Source organism: Mesorhizobium sp. M1182 (genome assembly GCF_040318335.1).
In the GTDB taxonomy this organism is placed as follows: domain Bacteria; phylum Pseudomonadota; class Alphaproteobacteria; order Rhizobiales; family Rhizobiaceae; genus Mesorhizobium.
Window position 1 is genome coordinate 98,463 of sequence record NZ_JAMYMD010000007.1, and the last position, 19,354, is coordinate 117,816.

The 19,354-nt window shown below is 62.3% G+C and carries 21 protein-coding genes, 1 other RNA gene and 1 pseudogene; 8 read left to right on the top strand and 15 right to left on the bottom strand.

What is annotated here, in order from left to right; all coding sequences use genetic code 11:
* Nucleotides 1-27: 27 nt before the first annotated feature.
* From NKH33_RS11320 to NKH33_RS11340, 5 genes are all read right to left on the bottom strand, one after another.
* Complete coding sequence (locus NKH33_RS11320; protein WP_352919492.1) at nucleotides 28-1,545, bottom strand: DegQ family serine endoprotease; 1,518 nt, start codon at nucleotides 1,543-1,545, stop codon at nucleotides 28-30.
* Between the two features lie 145 nt (nucleotides 1,546-1,690).
* Nucleotides 1,691-2,653: a protease modulator HflC gene (hflC, locus tag NKH33_RS11325; RefSeq protein WP_352471620.1), complete on the bottom strand. Its 963-nt coding sequence runs from the start codon at nucleotides 2,651-2,653 to the stop codon at nucleotides 1,691-1,693.
* On the bottom strand, nucleotides 2,653-3,747 hold the full coding sequence (hflK, locus tag NKH33_RS11330; protein WP_352471619.1) for an FtsH protease activity modulator HflK: 1,095 nt from the start codon (nucleotides 3,745-3,747) through the stop codon (nucleotides 2,653-2,655). The genes hflC and hflK overlap by 1 nt, the downstream gene beginning before the upstream one ends.
* A 161-nt stretch (nucleotides 3,748-3,908) precedes the next feature.
* Complete coding sequence (locus NKH33_RS11335; protein WP_352471618.1) at nucleotides 3,909-4,427, bottom strand: dihydrofolate reductase; 519 nt, start codon at nucleotides 4,425-4,427, stop codon at nucleotides 3,909-3,911.
* The gene (locus tag NKH33_RS11340) at nucleotides 4,427-5,437 is read right to left on the bottom strand and encodes a DUF4424 domain-containing protein (RefSeq protein ID WP_352471617.1); all 1,011 of its coding nucleotides are present in this window, start codon (nucleotides 5,435-5,437) and stop codon (nucleotides 4,427-4,429) included. The genes NKH33_RS11335 and NKH33_RS11340 overlap by 1 nt, the downstream gene beginning before the upstream one ends.
* A gap of 141 nt (nucleotides 5,438-5,578) precedes the next feature.
* Here NKH33_RS11340 and cobF point away from each other — a divergent pair, with 141 nt between their 5' ends.
* On the top strand, nucleotides 5,579-6,352 hold the full coding sequence (gene cobF / locus NKH33_RS11345) for a precorrin-6A synthase (deacetylating) (protein ID WP_352539563.1): 774 nt from the start codon (nucleotides 5,579-5,581) through the stop codon (nucleotides 6,350-6,352).
* A 33-nt stretch (nucleotides 6,353-6,385) separates the two neighbouring features.
* On the opposite strand, the gene NKH33_RS11350 is transcribed toward cobF, so the two are convergent.
* The 6 genes from NKH33_RS11350 to NKH33_RS11375 form a co-directional block, all read right to left on the bottom strand.
* Nucleotides 6,386-6,727 carry a winged helix-turn-helix domain-containing protein gene (locus NKH33_RS11350; protein ID WP_023676697.1) on the bottom strand — a complete coding sequence of 114 codons (342 nt, stop codon included), beginning with the start codon at nucleotides 6,725-6,727 and terminating at the stop codon, nucleotides 6,386-6,388.
* Nucleotides 6,728-6,808: 81 nt separating this feature from the next.
* Complete coding sequence (modC, locus tag NKH33_RS11355) at nucleotides 6,809-7,921, bottom strand: molybdenum ABC transporter ATP-binding protein (protein WP_352850177.1); 1,113 nt, start codon at nucleotides 7,919-7,921, stop codon at nucleotides 6,809-6,811.
* On the bottom strand, nucleotides 7,918-8,622 hold the full coding sequence (gene modB, locus NKH33_RS11360; RefSeq protein ID WP_352831164.1) for a molybdate ABC transporter permease subunit: 705 nt from the start codon (nucleotides 8,620-8,622) through the stop codon (nucleotides 7,918-7,920). The genes modC and modB overlap by 4 nt, the downstream gene beginning before the upstream one ends.
* Nucleotides 8,623-8,637: 15 nt before the next feature.
* The gene (gene modA, locus NKH33_RS11365; RefSeq protein ID WP_352831166.1) at nucleotides 8,638-9,429 is read right to left on the bottom strand and encodes a molybdate ABC transporter substrate-binding protein; all 792 of its coding nucleotides are present in this window, start codon (nucleotides 9,427-9,429) and stop codon (nucleotides 8,638-8,640) included.
* Between the two features lie 285 nt (nucleotides 9,430-9,714).
* A complete protein-coding gene (locus tag NKH33_RS11370; RefSeq protein WP_352471610.1) occupies nucleotides 9,715-10,509 on the bottom strand; it encodes a thymidylate synthase in 795 nt (264 codons plus the stop codon).
* 113 nt (nucleotides 10,510-10,622) lie between these two features.
* Nucleotides 10,623-10,934, bottom strand: coding sequence for a DUF2853 family protein (locus NKH33_RS11375; protein ID WP_023676702.1), 312 nt, complete (start codon nucleotides 10,932-10,934; stop codon nucleotides 10,623-10,625).
* Nucleotides 10,935-11,095: 161 nt separating this feature from the next.
* Between NKH33_RS11375 and ssrA the strand changes: the two genes are divergently transcribed.
* Nucleotides 11,096-11,451, top strand: a transfer-messenger RNA (tmRNA) gene (gene ssrA, locus NKH33_RS11380).
* Between the two features lie 98 nt (nucleotides 11,452-11,549).
* Here the strand turns inward: ssrA and NKH33_RS11385 are convergent.
* Nucleotides 11,550-13,340 (bottom strand): acetolactate synthase 3 large subunit, encoded by a 1,791-nt coding sequence (locus tag NKH33_RS11385; protein WP_352919493.1) that lies wholly within the window; start codon nucleotides 13,338-13,340, stop codon nucleotides 11,550-11,552.
* Between the two features lie 405 nt (nucleotides 13,341-13,745).
* On the opposite strand from NKH33_RS11385, the gene NKH33_RS11390 reads away from it, so the two are divergent.
* Nucleotides 13,746-14,486 (top strand): SDR family oxidoreductase, encoded by a 741-nt coding sequence (locus tag NKH33_RS11390; protein ID WP_352501027.1) that lies wholly within the window; start codon nucleotides 13,746-13,748, stop codon nucleotides 14,484-14,486.
* On the opposite strand, the gene NKH33_RS11395 is transcribed toward NKH33_RS11390, so the two are convergent.
* Complete coding sequence (locus tag NKH33_RS11395; protein WP_352471607.1) at nucleotides 14,440-15,375, bottom strand: LysR family transcriptional regulator; 936 nt, start codon at nucleotides 15,373-15,375, stop codon at nucleotides 14,440-14,442. The two genes, NKH33_RS11390 and NKH33_RS11395, sit on opposite strands and share 47 nt — an antisense overlap.
* Nucleotides 15,376-15,476: 101 nt before the next feature.
* Nucleotides 15,477-16,682 carry a multidrug effflux MFS transporter gene (locus tag NKH33_RS11400; protein ID WP_023676705.1) on the bottom strand — a complete coding sequence of 402 codons (1,206 nt, stop codon included), beginning with the start codon at nucleotides 16,680-16,682 and terminating at the stop codon, nucleotides 15,477-15,479.
* 168 nt (nucleotides 16,683-16,850) lie between these two features.
* Here NKH33_RS11400 and NKH33_RS11405 point away from each other — a divergent pair, with 168 nt between their 5' ends.
* The 4 genes from NKH33_RS11405 (at nucleotide 16,851) to NKH33_RS11420 (ending at nucleotide 18,675) form a co-directional block, all read left to right on the top strand.
* On the top strand, nucleotides 16,851-17,540 hold the full coding sequence (locus NKH33_RS11405; protein ID WP_352919497.1) for a TetR/AcrR family transcriptional regulator: 690 nt from the start codon (nucleotides 16,851-16,853) through the stop codon (nucleotides 17,538-17,540).
* Nucleotides 17,541-17,674: 134 nt separating this feature from the next.
* On the top strand, nucleotides 17,675-18,211 hold the full coding sequence (locus NKH33_RS11410; protein WP_023676707.1) for an SspB family protein: 537 nt from the start codon (nucleotides 17,675-17,677) through the stop codon (nucleotides 18,209-18,211).
* An 18-nt stretch (nucleotides 18,212-18,229) separates the two neighbouring features.
* Nucleotides 18,230-18,433 (top strand): DUF4169 family protein, encoded by a 204-nt coding sequence (locus NKH33_RS11415; protein ID WP_023676708.1) that lies wholly within the window; start codon nucleotides 18,230-18,232, stop codon nucleotides 18,431-18,433.
* A 20-nt stretch (nucleotides 18,434-18,453) separates the two neighbouring features.
* A complete protein-coding gene (locus NKH33_RS11420; protein ID WP_352539555.1) occupies nucleotides 18,454-18,675 on the top strand; it encodes a ribbon-helix-helix domain-containing protein in 222 nt (73 codons plus the stop codon).
* On the opposite strand, the gene NKH33_RS11425 is transcribed toward NKH33_RS11420, so the two are convergent.
* Nucleotides 18,639-18,962: a hypothetical protein gene (locus NKH33_RS11425; RefSeq protein WP_352919500.1), complete on the bottom strand. Its 324-nt coding sequence runs from the start codon at nucleotides 18,960-18,962 to the stop codon at nucleotides 18,639-18,641. The genes NKH33_RS11420 and NKH33_RS11425 overlap by 37 nt on opposite strands.
* An 86-nt stretch (nucleotides 18,963-19,048) precedes the next feature.
* On the opposite strand from NKH33_RS11425, the pseudogene NKH33_RS11430 reads away from it, so the two are divergent.
* A pseudogene (locus tag NKH33_RS11430) lies at nucleotides 19,049-19,354 on the top strand (MarR family winged helix-turn-helix transcriptional regulator); the annotation flags it as partial.

Consider the following 19,354-nt stretch of genomic DNA (forward strand, 5'->3'; position numbering starts at 1 on the left):
ATCAGAGCGTTGCAGGCTCTTCCGGACTCAATCCATCCGGATCGTAACGAACCGCAGCTCGCCGGTCTTCGACGCCAGCATCAAAAGCGCGTTCTTGCGCCCCTGCTCCTTCAGCGCGCCGATCCGGTCCATGACATCCTTGGGCGTGGCGACCGATTCCTGCGCGATCTCGGTGATCACCTCGCCCGGCTGGATGCCGCGTTCGGCAGCCGCCGAATCCTTGGAGACGTCGGTCACGACGACTCCGGAGACGTCGGCGGCGATGCCGAATTTCGTGCGCGTCTCCTCATTGAGCTCGCCGATCGTCATGCCGAGCACGGCAGCCGTCGAAACCGCAGGCGCCTTGTCGGCATCGTCCTGGTCGGCGTTGCCGTTTTCACCGCCGCTGGCAAGCTTTTCGCCGTCCTCGAGCCGGCCGAGCGTCACCTTGACGGTCTGCTCGACCCCTTTGCGCACGATGATCACGTCGACCGCCTTGCCGACCGGGCTCTCCGCCACGACGCGTGGCAGGTCGCGCATTTCATGGATGTCCTTGCCGTCGAACTTGATGATGACGTCGCCGGCCTGGATGGTGCCGTTGTCGACCGGCCCGCCCTTGATAACGCCGGCGACCAACGCGCCCTTGGCGGTCGCCATGCCCAGGCTTTCGGCAATGTCGTCGGTCACCGGCTGGATGCGCACGCCGAGCCAGCCGCGCCGCGTCTCGCCGAACTGGCGAAGCTGGTCGACGACGCCCGAGGCAAGCTGCGACGGGATCGAGAAGCCGATGCCGATCGAGCCGCCCGATGGCGAGATGATTGCCGTGTTGATGCCGATGACCTCGCCGCTGCTGTTGAACAGCGGTCCGCCGGAATTGCCGCGGTTGATCGCGGCATCGGTCTGGATGAAGTCGTCATACGGGCCGGAATTGATGTCGCGATTGCGTGCCGAGACGATGCCGACCGTCACCGTGCCGCCGAGACCGAACGGATTGCCGATCGCCATCACCCAGTCGCCGACACGCATCGTGTTGGAATCGCCGAACTTCACCGCCGTCAGCTTGTGCCCTTTCGGATCGACCTTCAGCACCGCGACATCGGTCTTGGTGTCGGTGCCGACCAGCGTCGCCTTGAGCGTCACCCCATCGGAGAAATTCACCTCGATGTCGTCGGCATCGGCAATGACGTGGTTGTTGGTCACCACGATGCCCTGCTCGGCGTCGACCACGAAGCCGGAGCCCAGCGACTGCACCTTTTGCCCGCCGCCGCCCTTGTCGCCGCCACGGTTCTTGAAGAAATCGTCGAAGAAGTCCTGGAAGGGCGAGCCCTCCGGCAGCTGCGGCATCGGCACTGCGCCCGGCCCCTCAGTGCCTTTAACAGTCTGCGACGTCGAGATGTTGACCACGGCGCCAAGCAGGCCGGCGGCGAGATCGGCAACCGAGGGCGGCCCGTCGGCTGCCATCGTCGGCGCCACGAACGACGGAACGGCAACGCCGCCGACCAGAAGCGCAGCGGCCCCGGCGATGAACGTCCGCCTCGCTGCACGCAGAAGGGTGGTGGATGTCATCGAAAGGCCTCCGGGTGTTCTGAAAAAAGCGCTTCGGCAAAAAACGCCGCGTCGCGTCATGTTGGCAAGAAATAAGGCACGTTTGCGGCTATGGCTACCGCCAGAGAATAAATCCTCTGTTACGCCGGCTATCCCTGCACCGGCCCTACTGGCCGGTGCTTGGCTGAGCCGCCGGTGGCGCGGGAGCGGCAGGTGCTGGCGGTGGTGCCGCCGGTGCCGCAGGCGTTTCCTTGCTGTCCGGGTCGCGGAAGAAGCGGAAGAACTCGGAATTCGGCGACAGCACCATCGTCGTTCCTGCGCTGTTCAGCGCCGTGCCATAGGCATTCATCGACCGGTAGAAATCGAAGAAGGCCGGATCGCGCTGATAGGCCCCGGCAAACGTCGCGCTGCGCTGGGCTTCACCTTCACCGCGCAGGATTTCAGACTCTTTCTGCGCTTCGGCGACGATTTCGACCACTTCGCGGTCGGCGCGAGCCCTGATCCGCTGTGCTGCCTCGTTGCCGCGCGCCCTCAGCCGCTCGGCTTCGGCGAGACGTTCGGCCTTCATGCGGTCGAAGGTCTGCTGCGAGACTTCGGCCGTGAGATCGGTGCGGCGGATGCGGACATCCTCGATCTGCAGGCCAAGCGAGGTGGCATCAGGCCTCAGCTGATCGCGCACCTCGCGCATCATCACGGCGCGCTCTTCCGAGAGTGCCGCCTCGAAGTCGCGCAGGCCGTAGACGCGGCGCAAGGCAGCGTCGAGACGCGTCCTCAGCCGGGCCTCGGCCAGTTCGATCTGGCCGGAAACCGCGGCGCGGAACACACGCGGGTCCGAGATACGATAGGCGATAAAGGCATCGACCTCATAGAATTTGCCGCCCGAAACCTGGACACGGATGTTGTCGAGGTCGAAGCGCAGGACCCTGTTTTCGATCAGCTGGACGGTGTCGGCATCGAAGAAGGAGAATGGCGCCTTGAAATAGATGCCCGGCTGGTTCTTGACGTCGACGATTTCGCCGAACCTGAGCACCAGCGCCTGCTGGCGCGCATTGACGACGAAGACCGACGAATAGAGCAGGAACAGGATGACCGCGGCGATGACCGCAATGACGGGAAGACGGTTGGCCATCACTGGTTTCCTCCGGTGGCCGGTGCCGGCGCCTTCTGCTGCAATGCCGGCAGCGGCAGGTAGGGAACCACCCCTTGCCCGTTGCCTTGCTCGACGATGACCTTGCTCGAATCCTTCAGCACCCTCTCCATCGTCTCCAGGTAGAGCCGCTTGCGCGTCACTTCCGGCGCCTTTGCATATTCGTCATAGACCGAGATGAAGCGCTGCGCCTCGCCTTCGGCCTCCTGCACGACCCGGTTCTTGTAGGCGGCCGCGTCTTCGCGGATCTGTGCGGCCGCACCGCGCGCCTGGCCGAGCTTCTGATTGGAATACTGATTGGCCTGCTCGACGAACTTGTCCTCGTCCTGTTCGGCCCGCTGCACCTCGTCGAACGCGTCTGCCACCTCGCGCGGCGGCGCGGCGTCCTCGATGGAAATTGCGTTGACGTTGAGGCCGGCCTTGTAGCCGTCCAGCGTCGTCTGGATGATCTCACGCACCGACGCCGCAATGCCTTGCCGGTCGTCGCGGAAAATGTCCTGCGCCGGGCGCCGGCCGACCGCTTCGCGCATCGCGCTTTCGGCGACCTGCTGCAGCATGCCGCCCGGGTCGGACACGTCGAACAGATAGGCCTTCGGGTCGGAAACCTGATAGGCCACCGAGAATTGCACGTTGACGATGTTCTGGTCGCCGGAAAGCATCAGGCCATCGCCGCTGGTGCTGCCGCCGCCGATGCTGACAAGCTGCTCGGCGATGTTAGCGGTCTCGACCGTTTCGATGGGCCACCAATGGAAATGCAGGCCCGGCTGCGACAGCTCCGCCTTCGGCTTGCCGAACCTGAGCTCCACCGCAACTTCATCTGGCTGGACGGTGTACACTGCCTTGAACGCCCATAGCACCACCAGCGCCGCGGCAATCAGCCCGAACACGGCAGGGCTCGCGCCACCGCCGCCCGGCAGCGCGCGCCGCAACCGGTCCTGCCCGCGCCGGATGATATCCTCGAGATCGGGAGGCGAGCCCTGCGGGCCGCTGGGTCCTTTTGGTCCCTGACCCCAAGGCCCCTGATTGTTGCCGCCGCCCCACGGGCCGCCGCCGCCGCTCTTGTCGTTCCAGGGCATGAATGTCCTTTCGCTTGGAATTCCCTCAAGCGCCGGCTCACCGGCGCAAAATCCAATATTATTCTTCTATAGGGATGCGACGGCACGCTTTCAACGCGATCGGCTGCCGCCACTGTCCGCCTTTGGGTCCATCTAGACCTGTCGCGACCCCTTTGTCGCCTTCAATGCACGTCGCGGCGCCGCTCGTAAACCGAATAGCGTGTCGCATGGCTGTCCTTTTCGCCAGCCTCCACCTCCTGCGAGCGGACGATCCGCCACAGCGCCGGATCGATCGGCGGGAAATGGGCATCGCCGTCGACCGCGGCCAGAACATGGGTCACGTGCAGCCGATCGGCCAACGGCAGCGCCTGAGCGTAGATTTCGCCGCCGCCGATGACGCAGATCTCGTCGGCGCCGGCCATGCAGCGCCCGCGCACCGTCGCCAGCGCGATTGCGTCCTCGATCGAGTGCGCGACTTCGACGCCCTCGGCGCGCCATGCCTTGTCTCGTGTCACCACGATGTTGAGCCTGCCCGGCAATGGGCGGCCGATGCCTTCATAGGTCTTGCGGCCCATGATGATGGGCTTGCCCATCGTATCGGCTTTGAACCGCTTGAGATCGGTGGACAGCCGCCACGGCAACCCACCCTCGCGCCCGATCACGCCGTTCTCGGCGATGGCGACATAAAGCGCGAGGTCCATCAGCCGCCGTTTCCGCCATCCGACGGCTCCAGCAGCAATATGTCGATGTCATGCTCGGGGTAGAAGTTCTGCGCCTTCATCTCGAACGTCGTCGGTCCGATCTTCCTGACGTTTTCGCCGCAAAACGAGACCAGGTTCTTCGCATCGCCCTTGTCGACGGTCAGCTTGAAACTGCCGATGTTTCCCGACGCCCAGTTGCCGCCCGTGGTCAGGATATAGGCGATGCGGTTCTCGAAATATTTGGGGTAGCCGTCGGGATCGTCCTTGGCTGCCTTGCGCACGGCATTCTCGAAGGCATCGTCCATGCAGTAGCGTGTCTTGTAGGCGGCATACTGACCCTGGAACTGGCCGTCATAGAAGAAGCTGACCGAGGAGGTGCCGCCGACGCTCGGCTTGTAGCGATGCGAGACATGGACCGCCTTGTTGGCCGGAAACGTCGAGCGCCACCAATAGGTCGAGCGCAATTGCCAGAACGGCGTATAGACGGTCTTCATGCCCGAACCGTCGTCAGCAGTGTCCTCGATGATGATGCCGCGGTTGACCCAGTCGTCGGCGACCGCTTGCGGCAGCTTTGCCAGCGCTGCCTTGGCCGCATCGCCGAACGGATAGAACGGCACGCCCTGCGCCTTCAGGTCAGCGCCGATGTCGATGCCGAGCGCGAACACCTTCTGCTCGAGCTGCGGCTTTGCCGGCTCCCCGTCGATCGTCACTTCGAAGCCGAGGAAATTGTCGCTCTGCGCCTCCGGAATCGCTGGTATTTCTTCGGGGTCGCCTTCGATGTCGGGCATCGGAAAGGCGACGATCGCATCGACATCCTTGTCGGTATTGTTGCGGAAGACGTAATCGACCATCACTTTTTCCGGCGAGATGTAGAGATCCTCGCTTTCCATCGCCACCGCATCGCTGCGCGAAAGAATCAGCCCACCGGTGCCGAGTTCGGCGACCGAATCATTGGCGAGCGCAGGCGTAGCCGAGAGCGCCAAGGCTGCGGTCAGGACGTAACGGAACATGGAAACTCCCCCGGCGAGAATGCCAACATGACTCTAGCTGTTCAATGTGGCGTTTCAAAGCCTTTCGGCAAATGCGCCGGCGCCTGCCGGCATGTCGTGTCGGTCTGGACACGCCGGTCCCGATCGGGCAGGAGTTCGCCCATGCGCAAGCTTCTCGTCATCGGCATCGGCGCCGGCAATCCGGAGCACATGACGGTCCAGGCCATTAACGGTCTCAATCGGGCCGACGTGCTGTTCATTCCCGACAAGGGCGCCAAGAAGAACGATCTCGCCGAATTGCGCCGCCAGATCTGCGACCGCTTCGTCATTAATCCGAACTCGCGCCGTGTCGAATTCGACGTGCCGGTGCGCGCCGAGCCGGCGCCTTCCTACCGCTCGACCGTCGACGACTGGCACGAGGCGATCGCCGCGATCTACGAAGGCCTGATCCGCGACGAACTCCCTGAAGATGGCTGCGGCGCCTTCCTGATCTGGGGCGATCCGTCGCTCTACGACAGTGCGCTGCGCATCCTCGAGCGCGTGCGCCTCAGAGGCAATGTAGCGTTCGAGCTGGAGGTCGTCCCTGGCATCACCGCCATCCAGGCACTCGCAGCCAGCCACAAAATGGCATTGAACCGGATCGGCGACGCCATTTTGATCACCACCGGCCGCCGGCTCGCCGAGGAAGGTCTGCCCGAAAACGCCGGCAGCACCATCGTCATGCTGGACGGCAAATGCGCCTTCAACACGCTGGACGACAACGACGTCACCGTTCACTGGGGCGCCTATCTCGGGACGCCTGACGAGATCGTCATCTCGGGCCGGATTGGCGACGTCGGCGACAAGATCGTGACCACCCGTGAGCAGGCCCGCCGGAAAAAAGGCTGGATCATGGACACCTATCTGCTGCGCAAGCCGGGCGAGCCTAAGAAGTAACAGGGATCACACGCGGCATGAATTCCGCCGGCGTCACGCTGCGTCGATCTCGGCCTGCAGCGCCTCCATATGCGCCGCCGCTGCTGAAGACGCAGCCCGCTCGATCGCGCGGAAGCGGCTGACCACAGCAAGCCCGACCGACGTCAACTGGGCGCCACCGCCTTTTTTGCCGCCCGTCTGTGCCGCAACCAGCGGCTTGCCGAACACGCGGTTCATGTCTTCGACCAGATCCCAGGCGTGCTTGTAGGACATCTCCATGCCGCGTGCCGCGGCCGAAATCGAGCCGAAGGCGGCGATCTGTTCCAGAAGCTCGATCTTGCCCGGTCCGATGCGGCCATCTGGATCGAGATTTATCCGCAAACTCAGCGACGGCATTTGCTCCTCCGCGGTCACGCTATTCTACAAGTTCCGCGGCGATACCGCTATTCCAAAACGATATAGCGAATCATCGGCCGTTCACTCATCCGCCTCGGCGGGCAGGCCGGCGCCGGTATTCGCCCGGTCGAAGCTCACCGTCTTGACCACGGCGAAGACCTGTCGACCAAGCCGAAGCTCCAATGTCTGCCGCGACTGTTCGGTGATGCGGGCAAGCACGGTTGCGCCATTGCAGTCGATGCCGATCTCGACCGTGGGCCCTTCGCCCGGCTCTATCGCCACGATCGTGCCCGGCAATATGTTGAGCGCGCTGAGGCCAACCGGCTGCTCGGTGGCGATCATCACGTCGCGGGCACGGATGCGGACGCGCACCGGCGCACCGACTGGCGTTGCCAGAAGCGGCACCCGGATCTCGCCCGCCAATGAGCCTAGCACCGTCATGCCAAAGGCTTCGTCGTGGCGCAGAACCGCGGTATCCAGCACGCCACCGCCCTCGCCGCGCTCTTCGGCCGGCAATAGATCCAGACGCTGCATGATCGCACCGGTCGGACCGGAAGCGGCGACCTTTCCTTGCATCAGCACCACGACGTCGCTCGCCAGCCGCGCCACTTCGGCGATCGAGTGGCTGACATAGACGATCGGAATTTTCGTCTCGTCGCGCAGCCGCTCGATGTAAGGCAAGATCTCGGCCTTGCGCCGCTCATCGAGCGACGCCAGCGGCTCGTCCATCAGCAGCAATTTCGGACTGGCAAGCAGCGCCCTGCCGATTGCCACGCGCTGCTTCTCGCCACCGGAGAGTTTTGCCGGCCGCCGATCGAGCAAATGGCCGATCCCGAGCAGTTCGACCACAGCATTGATATCGGCGTAACGCTCGGCAGCCGGCGTGAACCAGCGGCCATAGCGCAGATTGCTCGCCACGCTCATATGCGGAAACAGCCGCGCATCCTGGAACACCATGCCGATCCGCCGTTTGTGCTTCGGCACGAACAGACCGGCATCGCTATCAACCAGCACGCGGCCCTCGGCCGCGATGCGACCTTTGTCGGGGCGGATCAGCCCGGCAATCAAATTGATCAGCGTCGTCTTTCCGGAGCCGGAAGGCCCGAACAGCGCAGTCAGCCGCCCGGCGCTTTCGAAACGGGCATTGACGATGAAATCGCCAAGCCGGTGGCTGATGTCGACCTGAACCGTCATTCGATGTCCATCCGCCGGCCGACACGCCGCGCCAGCACTTCCGAGGCAACAAGTGCCGCCATCGAGATGACGATCGAGATCAGCGTCAGCCTGAGCGCGCCGGCGTCGCCGCCGGGAACCTGCGTGAAAGTGTAGATCGCCGACGGTAGCGTCTGCGTCTCGTTCGGAATGTTGGAGACAAAGGTGATCGTCGCGCCGAATTCGCCCATCGCCTTGGCGAAGGAGAGGATCGCACCGGCGATCAGCCCGGGCAGGATCAGCGGCAGCGTGATCGTGCCGAATACCCATAGCGGATTGGCGCCGAGCGTGCCGGCGGCCGCCTCGATTTTGCGGTCGACGGCCTCGATCGACAGCCGGATGGCCCGCACCATCAGCGGAAAGCCCATCACGCCGCAGGCGAGCGCGGCGCCAGTCCAGCGGAAGGAAAAAACGATCCCGAAATGTTCGGCCAGGAAAGCGCCGGCCGGACCACGCTTGCCGAAAGTCAACAGCAGCAAATAGCCGGTCACCACCGGCGGCACGATCAGCGGCAGATGCACCAGACCATTGAGCAGCGTCTTGCCCCAGAACTGGCCGCGGGCAAGCACAAGAGCGATCAGGATGCCTGGCGGCAGGCTGGCAATCATCGCCACGGTCGCCACCTTGATCGACAGCTGGACCGCATTCCATTCGTCGGGAGCGAGATCCAGCAGCCAGTTCATGTGCGGTGCCGTACGTCAGTTGCTCGGCGCGAGGATTGTAAAACCTTGCGCCTTGAAGAGTTCGCCAGCCTTGGCGGATTGCAGGCATTTCAGGAATGCCGGAGTATCCCTGCTCTTCGAATCCGCAAGCTGGGCGACTGGATAGATGATCGGCGGATGGGTACCCGCGGGGAAAGTGCCGACCACCTTCACGCCAGGCTCCGCATGCGCATCCGTGGCGTAGACGATGCCGAGTGCTGCCTCGCCGGTCGACACCAGCTTTAGGGCGGCGCGGACATTCTCGGCCTGCGCCACCTTGCCTTCGACCGAAGACCAGGCACCGAGCGATTCGAGGGCTGCCTTGCCGTATTTGCCTGCCGGCACAGCTTTGACATCGCCCATGGCAAGTTTGCCGTCACCGACGAGCTTGGCAAGATCGAAACCCTTTTCGATCCTGGTTTCAACCTTGGAATCCCGTGGCGCAACCAGAACGATCTGGTTACCGAGCAGTTTCACTTCGGTTTCGGGCTTGGTCAGCTTCCTGTCGGCAAGATATTTCATCCAGTCGAGATCGGCCGAGATGAACAGGTCTGCTGGCGCGCCGCTTTCAATCTGCCTGGCCAGCGCCGAGCTCGCCGCGTAGGAAATGGTCGCCGCCTCGCCGACATCGGCCTCGCAGGCCTTGTTGACGGCATCGAGCCCGTCCTTCAGGCTCGCCGCGGCAAACACGACCACCTTGTCATCGGCATGGGCCGCCGGCACCGCGGCCATCAGCATGGCGGCGAGACCCGCGATGGCAATCGTCGTCGAACCTTTGCGCGCCAGCATGAAACTCTCCTCGTCTCGGAACGCCCGAAGCCGTCCATCGATATATCCATGTGAACATAACAAGGAAAGGCTCTTTACCGCCTACGGCATTCTGAGCTGAGGTTTTCCCGGCCTGCGATAATCTTCGTTGGATACAGCGGCACCGAGGCCGAAGGAAATATTCACATGAAAATCAGCGACCCGGATTGCGCGTCAAGTCGACGTCGGCCGATCGAGATTGATGCTGACAAGGCCCGAAGGCGCAGCCGCAGTAGGCAATTTCGATATGGATGGTCAGGTATGGTGCTAGACCGCGATCGGCGCCTTGATCGTCGCGTCGGCGAAATAGTTCTCGAGCTGGAAATCCTCGAAGCGGAAGGCAAAGAGATCCTTCACCTCGGGATTGATCCACAGCGTCGGCAACGCCTTGGGCGTGCGCCGCAATTGTTCGCGCGCCTGCTCGAAATGGTTCGAGTAAAGATGCGCGTCGCCGAGCGTGTGGATGAAATCGCCGGGTTTCAATCCGGTCACCTGCGCCACCATCAGCGTCAGCAACGCATAGGAAGCGATGTTGAACGGCACACCGAGAAAGATATCGCCCGAACGCTGGTAGAGCTGGCAGGAAAGCTTGCCTTCCGAAACATAGAACTGGAACAGGCAGTGGCAGGGCGGCAAGGCCATGGCCTCCACCTCGGCCGGGTTCCACGCCGAAACGATCAGCCGCCGCGAATTAGGATTTTTGCGTATCTCCTTCAGAAGATTCGCAATCTGGTCGATAGCGCCGCCATGGCCGTCCGGCCACGACCGCCATTGTTTGCCATAGACCGGGCCGAGATCGCCGTTCTCGTCGGCCCACTCATCCCAGATCGAGACGCCGTGATCGTTGAGATATTTGATGTTGGTGTCGCCGGCCAGGAACCACAAAAGTTCGTGGATGATCGACTTCAGGTGCAGCTTCTTGGTGGTGGTGACCGGAAAGCCGCGGGCCAGGTCGAAGCGCATCTGGTAGCCGAATACCGAGCGCGTTCCGGTGCCCGTGCGGTCGCCGCGATCAGCGCCGTTTTCCAGCACATGCTTCAGAAGGTCGAGATACTGGCGCATCGGCTCCGGTCCGATTCGGGTTGTCAGCCATCATAGCCGAATGACCGTCGGCCGAACACAGCAAAGCGAGACGATTCCAGCAGAAGTCTCACCAGCACCGGCGGCGAGGTTGCTCAGAGCGAGCCGAGCATGCCCAGATCCTTGGCGACGAGGTAATAGAATGTCACCCGGCTCTTGCTGTTGTCGGCCGCCATAGCCTTGCAGGTCTTTTCGATAGCCGCATCCGCCTTGGCACCGTCGGTGACGCCGAGCTTGCCGGCGACCCAGCTGTTCCTGACGCGCTTCAGTTCCTCCGGGTCGGTGCAGGACACTAGCGAGGAATCGCGGTTCCTGAGCGCGATGCCCAGATGCTTGACGATCTTGGCGACCGCGTCGGCATCCGCCGCCGCATCATACTTCTTTACGTCTGCGAGATAATCGGCCATCGAAATTCCCCTCGTCGGCGCCACGGGATCCGGTCGATGAGGATTGTGGCGCGCTGCCGCAAGTATGCGCTAGGTCTCCTCACCGCCACAAAGCTTCGGTTGAGACCGGCTGCAAGTCAACCCTTCATGATCCACTTTGGCACGGACGAAAGTGGCATTCCGGCCTTTCATTTTCCACCGCCAGTCTCTATATTCGCTTCGTCGGCTCGACCGACTATGGCGATAAACAGGCGATGAAATAAGCCGTTCGGACCCGGGGGCGGTACCCGGCGCCTCCACCAAAAACCGCTGCTCAGGAGCGGCTTTTGCTGGGGGCGAAATAGGATCGACGAAGGTGTAAAGATCGTACTTTTGCCCGGCATTGTACCACCGTTATCGGGCTAAACTTATAGTTGCCAACGACAACTATGCGGAAGCACGTCTCGCCGCGTAAGCGGTGCGATAGCTTCAATTCAAGCCCTAGTGGTTCGCACTTCTAGGCGGGGTTCGGAGGTACCTGGCAACAGAAACCTCCATTTCTCCCCCTTTTTGATATGCGCAGCCGCAGGCTCGCCCGATATGTGCAGCTGCGGGCCTGGGCTTTTTACGCCCTGATACGCCTTGGCGCCGCTGCGTTCATACCAGTCCCTGGCTGATCGTTTCGATCGCGCTGCCAAAGGTCTCGTCGGCAGCCTCATGTGACATCTCATTGTGCGCCCTGCCCGTCCTGATCATCGGAAAACAATTGGCGAGCTTGGCAACACGACAGTCAAGGAGCACCGGCCGGTCCACATCGATCATTTCCTGGATCGCATCATCAAGGTCGGCTGGTTTGTCGCAGCGCAGGCCGACCGCTCCGAACGCCTCGGCCAATTTGATAAAATCGGGCAAAGCCTCGGAATAGGAATGCGCGAGGCGGTTGCCGTGGAGAATTTGCTGCCACTGGCGAACCATGCCCATATATCCGTTGTTCAGGATGAAGACCTTGATCGGCGCGTCGTACTGGACTGCCGTCGACATCTCTTTCATGGTCATCTGAACCGATGCGTCGCCGGCGATATCGATGACGAGGCTGTCCGGATGTGCGATCTGCACGCCCAGCGCCGCCGGCAGGCCGTAGCCCATCGTCCCGAGGCCGCCCGAACTCATCCAGCGGTTCGGCTTTTCCAAGCCGTAGAATTGGGCCGCCCACATCTGATGCTGGCCCACTTCAGTGGTGATGTATGTGTCGCGATCCTTCGTCAGCGCGTAGAGACGCTGCACCGCATATTGCGGCATGATCACATCCTTGTTCATCTCGTAGGAGAATGAATTGCGTGCGCGCCAGCCGACGATCCTTCTCCACCAGTCCTGGAGGCGGCCTCCATCCGGTTTCTGAGGCAATGCGCGCCATAGACGAACCATGTCATCCAGAACATTGCCGACATCGCCTTGTATGCCGATATCGACGTGGACGTTCTTGTTGATCGAGGACGGATCTATATCGATATGGATCTTGCTGGAGTTCGGCGAAAAAGCATCCACACGCGAGGTCACGCGGTCATCGAAGCGCGCGCCGATACAGATCATGACGTCGCAATCGTGCATCGCCATGTTCGCCTCATAGGAACCATGCAGGCCGACCATCTTGAGCCAGTTTTTGCCGGAGGCGGGGTAAGCTCCAAGGCCCATAAGCGTCGAGGTGACCGGAAAATCGGTCAGTTGAACCAGCTCCCTGAGCAATCTCGATGCTTCCGGGCCGGAATTGACGATGCCGCCGCCGGCATAGATAACGGGACGGCTGGCATTGGCCATCAGTGCTATCGCCTGGCCGATCTTGCCGATATCACCCTGAAGCTTCGGTTGATAATTTTTCAGCGCAGCAACACCCGATGGCGGCGTATACACGCCGGACGCAAACAGAACGTCCTTTGGCATGTCGACGAGAACAGGCCCCGGTCGCCCCGACCGGGCGATGTGGAACGCCGTATGGATTGCTGACGCCAGGTCATTGACGTCTTTGACCAAAGAGTTGTGCTTGGTGCAGGATCGCGTGATGCCAATCGTGTCACATTCCTGAAAGGCATCGGAGCCGATCAATGTTGTCGGCACTTGTCCGGACAGACAGACGATCGGCACTGAATCCATCAGCGCGTCCTGCAGGGGCGTCACGGCATTCGTCGTGCCTGGGCCTGATGTGACCAGCATCACGCCGACCTTGCCCGTGGACCGGGCATAACCCTCCGCGGCATGGCCGGCGCCCTGTTCGTGGCGCACGAGGATATGCTTGATGTCGTCCTGCTGGAATATCTTGTCGTAGATCGGCAATATGGCCGCGCCGGGATAGCCGAAAATATGCTCCACACCATTGTCTTTGAGTGCGCGGAGAACGATCTCCGCTCCTGTCATGCGGTTGCTCGTATGCTGAATGGAATTATCGCTTGTCATGGTTCTGTCCCGTAGCGTGATGAGGATGGGCTGACGGGGCATCGCCGAAATCGGGCGTAAGAAGAATTTCGGGCATAAAAAAAGGCCCCGTCGGGAGCCTGTTTGTCGCGCACGGGTGGCTGTCGCCGGATGGTTACACCATCCTGCCCGTGCGCTTTCCTACCACTGCAAGAACCATTGCGATCTTCATGATGATCGCTGCTACACAGAAAATCGCGCATCGTCAACGTCTCAGGCTGAGGCGTCTCAGGCTGAGGCGAAAGCCCAAGGGCCTCCCATCATCGGAACCTCCGATGGCAGTATTCGTTTCTTCCCGTTTCCCTTCTTCCACGCCTTTGCGGGACAAGGCCTCAGTTTCTCGCCGCGTGTGGTCATGCCCGGCGAGCTGCCTCATGGAGAGATAAGATGAACCAGGAAACCACACCAAAACACGAACGCATCCTGATCGTTGGCGGCAGTTCCGGCATGGGGCTGTCGCTGGCCGAACAGCAGCTTGCCGCCGGCGCCGAGGTTACGATCGTCGGCCGCTCCGAGGACCGGTTGTCGGCCGCACGGCAGCGCTTGCCTCACCCGGAAAGGCTGAGGACGATCGCAGCCGACGTCACAAGCGAGGACGAGGTCCAGCGCCTGTTCCAGGATGTCGGCACGCTCGACCACATCGTCTCGACCGCCGCCGACGTTACCGGCGTCTATGTGTTGCTTCCCGAGATGGATATCTCGGTGGCGCGCAAAGTGATGGATTCCAAAGTCGTCGGACCGCTTCTTCTTGCCAAACATGGCGCGCCTCGTCTGACGCCCGGGGGATCGATCACGCTGACCTCGGGCATCGCCGCCTATCGTCCGGCGGCGAAAGGCTCGGTGGTGGCAGCCGTTAATGGGGCACTTGGCTCACTCGCCTACGCGCTTGCCGTCGAACTGGCGCCGATCCGCGTCAACGTCGTTTCGCCCGGCTGGGTCGACACGCCGATTTGGGATGCCGTCGTCGGCAGCGGAAAGACAGCCGCGCTGGACGCCATGGCAAAGCGTCTGCTCGTCGGCCGGATCGGCCAGGCAGCCGACATTGCCCAAGCCATCACGTCCCTCATGCACAACGGCTTCATCACCGGAACCGTGCTTCATGTCGATGGTGGCCAGCGACTGGTCTAGCGATGGCCAAAATTTCGCGGACCATTGCAAGGAACAGCCGCAGCACCGGCGCTTGAATGCGCCGGTGGCGCCATACCATGGTGACCGGCGTCACCGGGCTGCTTCCGACCCAGGGCAGCACGACGATATTGGCGTCAGCCGCGGAAGCCACCAGACGCGGGACCAGCGCGCATCCAAGACCGCCTTCAACAAGGCTCCGTATCGCGCCCATGCTGGCGAACTCGCCGACGAGTTTTGGACGGTCAGGCAATGTTGCGGCAAACGTTTCGTCGAACATCCGCCTATAGACGCAACCGGGCTGGGTGACGAGGAAGGCCTCGTCGGCCAGATCGTCGGGCGTTATGGCAGAATATCCGGCCAACCGGTGATTTGCCGGCATTATGGTGACGAGCTCTTCTAATGCCACTTGCTCGCTTCGCAGCTCCGGCGCCGCCGCCGGGACGGCTCCGAAATGGAAAGATACGTCCAGCGCCCCGCTTGTCACGCCGGCACGCAACCCACTGCTATCGTCCGCCCTGAGGTTCAGTTCCACATCGGGATGGCGCCGATGGAATTCCGCCAGCACAGCTGGCAAGCGTGTCGAGCAAAGCGTCTCCAGGCCGCCGACAGTCAGGCGACCGGCAACCGTGCCGCTCGCGTCGGCGACTGCGGAACGGGCTTCGTCCGCGAGGTCGAGGAGATCGTTTGCATAGTCCAGCAGGCGTTGTCCCGCCGCCGTCAGCTTCAAGCCACGCCGTGATCTGTCGAACAGCGACGTGCCTAGATCGCTTTCCAGCGCCTGGATCTGTTCGGTCACGCTCGATTGGGCAAGATGAACCCGCTCGGAGGCGCGTGTGATGTTCAAAGTGGTGGCGACCGCTACGAAGGTTTTGAGATGTCGAAGCTGCATGTCCTGAACCCGTCATATAGGCATAGACTGCTTTGAACCGGGACCGCAAACGTGAAAAGGCCGGGAACATCGGCCGGCCTTTTTGTCTCGATAAGCGAAGTTTACTCCGCCGGCGCTTCCGCGACGTCCCGGCTGCGGCCGAGCGTTATTTTGGCCAGTGTGAAGGAGATCGCCGCGCAGAGCGTGATGCCCGCCACCATCGGCAGCGGCGTGCCGTCGAAAAACACGCCGGCGACGCCCATGGCGACCGCGCCGATGGCGAAGTGCAGCGTGCCCATCAGCGCCGACGCGGTACCGGCGATCTCGCCATGCTCTTCCATGGCCAGCACCGACGTCGTCGGGATGACCAGGCCGAGAAAGCCATAGCCGATGAACAGCAGCGCCGCCATCACGTCGAGCCGGTCGACACCCGATGCCATCACCGCGAACAGCACCACCATCGTCGTCGCATAGCCGGTCACCGCGACGCGCACCACGCGCTGCAGCCCGAACCGCTCCGACAGCAACCCGGTCAGCTGCGACATGCCGATAAAGGCAACCGCATTGATCGAGAAGAACACGCTGTAGACCGAAGGCGACAAGCCATAATGGTCGATCAGGATGAAGGACGAGCTCGACAGATAGACGAAGAAGCTCGCAATGCCGAAGCCGGCGATGGCCGTCAGGCCAAGGAAGTTGCGGTCACCCATCAGGAAGCGGTAGCCGGAAAGTGCCGTCCCGAAGGACGACCCGGCGCGCTCCTCGACCGGCCGTGTCTCCTTGAGCGAGGTCGCCAGCAGGATGGTGGCGAGCACGGCCGCGCCCGTCACCGTCCAGAACACGGCGCGCCAGCCGAAATTCTCGATGATCTGGCTACCGGTCAGCGGTGCCAGGATCGGCGACACCGAAAACACAAGCATCAGCAGCGACATCAGCTTGGCGGCCTCGGTGCCGGTATGCAGATCGCGCACGATCGCGCGCGGCACGGCCATGCCGGCGCTGGCGCCGAGCCCTTGCAGGAAGCGGAAGGCGATCAGCCATTCGATCGAGGGAGCCAGCGCCGAGCCGACGCCGCCGACCATGAACAGCGCCAGGCCGCCGTAGAGTGGCAGCTTACGGCCGACCATGTCGGAGATCGGTCCGACGACGATCTGGCCGAAGCCCATGGAAAGAAAGAAGATCAGCAGGCTCATCTGCACCGCGGCAGTGCCGGCATGCAGATCCTCACCGATTGAAGGCAGGGCCGGAAGATACATGTCGATGGCAAACGGGCCGATCGCGGACAATAGGCCGAGCACGACCGCAATGCGGAGGAATTTGGCGTTCATGGTAGCAGGCTCTTTCGAATTCTGGTTGCCGCCGAGGACCGGCGTGTAACCCCAGGACGTTCCATCCCGTGGAGTTCCGACTCTTCTGCGGAACGAAACCCCCTTCGTGCAAGTCCACAAATTTAGACAGGCTTGTCTAATTCGTCAACCACCTCTATATAGTTTTGCATGAAGGCCAACGTCTCTCCTGACATTTTCCCGCCGCGGGGCCACGAGGCCAAGCGCATATCGATTGTCGATGCCGCCGCCTCGGTCTTCTGCCGCGAAAGCTTTGCCGGTGCCAATATCGACATGATTGCCGCCGAGGCCGGCGTCTCCCGCCAGACCATCTACAATCATCACGGCGACAAGGAAAAACTCTTCGTTGCCATCGTCCGCGACCTCACCGAACGTTGCAATGCCGGCATCTTTGCCACGATTTCCACTTTTCCCGATCAGCCGAAGGATCTCGAGGCCGACCTCATCGCCTTTGCTGTGCGGATGAACCACAACTGCATCTGCAACCGCGACGGCAAATTCCTGCGCAAGCTGATCCAGACCGAGGGCGGGCGCTATCCCGAGTTGTTCGCCGAATGGCGCGAAGAAGGACCGGGCAGGACATGGCCGGCGATCGCCGCCCGCTTCGCCCGCCTCGCTCATGCCGGCTTCCTTGACATCGACGATCCCGATGTCGCAGCGCGCCAGTTCATGGCGCTTGCCAATGCCGAGTTGCAGACGACATTCATGCTCGGCGGCACACCGACCGAGGACGAGGTGGTGCAATCGGCGACAAATGGCGTGCGCACCTTCCTGCGCGCCTTCGGCAAGCGGCAGCCTATGGCCCGGGCGAGCAATCAGGGCGCGCTCGCCAGCGCTTGACGATCAAAGCCGTTTGGCGATCAAATCGTCGCCAATGGGCTTCGCTTCCGCACGCCGGCGATCTATATCCGGTTTACGCCGCGCTCAAGCTTGATTACAGCTATCAGGACGATTCAACGGAACCCGACAGCCACATGGCCGACGACCACATCCGCTACGACATTCTGGCCCAGGAGGCGTTGCGCGGCGTCATGCGCAAGGTCCTGGCCGAAGTCGCGCGCACCGGTCTCCCGGGCAACCATCATTTCTTCATCACCTTTCTCACCGGCGCGCCGGGCGTGCGCGTGTCGTCGCGGCTGCGCGAGCGCTATCCCGAACAGATGACCATCGTCATCCAGTTCCAGTATTGGGACCTGAAGGTGAGCGACACCGGCTTTGAGGTCGGGCTGTCGTTTTCCGACGTGCCGGAGAAACTGGAAATCCCGTTCTCGGCCGTACGCGGCTTTTACGACCCGTCCGTCAACTTCGAGCTCGAATTCGACGTCAAGACCGATACCCCGGCGGAACAGGAGACAAAGGCCAAGCCTGCTCCCGAACCGCTGGCCATCGTCGCCGAGAAAAAGCCCGAGACGAAGAAGAAAACCGCCGAGGCGGAAAAGAAGCCTGCCGCGGCCGACGCCGGCGCCAAGGGCGCCGACGTGGTGTCGCTTGACGCCTTCCGCAAGAAGTGACCGGACGGGCGGCGTGACATGGCCGAGATCGTCAATCTCCGTCAGGCACGCAAGCAGAAGGCGCGAGCCGAGAAGGAGCGCCTGGCCGAACAGAACCGGGCGCTGCATGGCCGTTCCAAACCCAGCCGGGATCGCGACCGCCTGATCGCCGACAAGGCCGATAAATTCGTCGCCGGCCATCGCCGCGAAAATTCGGGCGATTCGGACAAATCCGATGCTTGAAGTGTGAGTAGGATCGTCTCGTGAGCCCGGTGGAAAAGCGCTCGGTCACCATTCGCGGCCACCGCACCAGCTATTCGCTCGAAAAGCCTTTTTACGACGACCTGGTCGCCATCGCGGCCGTGCGAAAACTGACGCTCGCCGCCCTTGTCGCCGAAATCGACGAGAGCCGTCCGCGGGATGCCAATCTCTCCTCGGCGCTCCGGCTCTATGTGCTGGATTGGGCCAAGCGCAGCAAGTTGTAGCCTTCAGGCAACGCTATCCTGTTTCCTGCGCCGGATACGGAAGCCCAGCAAAGCCGAGCGGTCGCGTTCTTCGGCCTGCCAAGCAGCGTATCCTGCAGTTTCAGGTCGGCGAGCGTGAACTGGCCAAAATAGGCGATGTTCGTGGCAAGCCGGATCAGCTTCAAGAGGGCAATGCCGGCAAACAACCCCGCCGTCGCAACCACCACCGCTATGCCGGCAATGAGCAGCACCCGGGCATCGGTGGTAAAATCGCGCAGATGGCCGGGGTTGGCGTGATCGGACTTCATTTGCAGACCTTGCTTTCTGGCGGCGTGCCGACTTGCGGATGGGTCGCCGGCCGTGCCACCGAGGATGGCGGGCACGAGCGATGTTGGTGACACCACGCCAGCATCAGGCCCTGCTTGCAATCAAAGGGTTCCCCGGCGGAGGGCCAGTGACCATTGGCGACCTCGCGGAGCGCCTGCGCATCCGCCATCACAGCGCAGTGGAATTGGTCAACCGTCTTTGCGAAGCCGGGCTGGTCGCGAGGGACCACGACGAGGAGGACCACCGCCGCGTGCTGCTGCGGCTGACCGAGCGCGCCGACGACAGTCTCGCCGATCTGTCAGCCGCTCATCTCGACGAACTCGGGCGGATCGAGCCGATGCTGAAGCGCTTGCTTGCTGGAGGCGACACATAA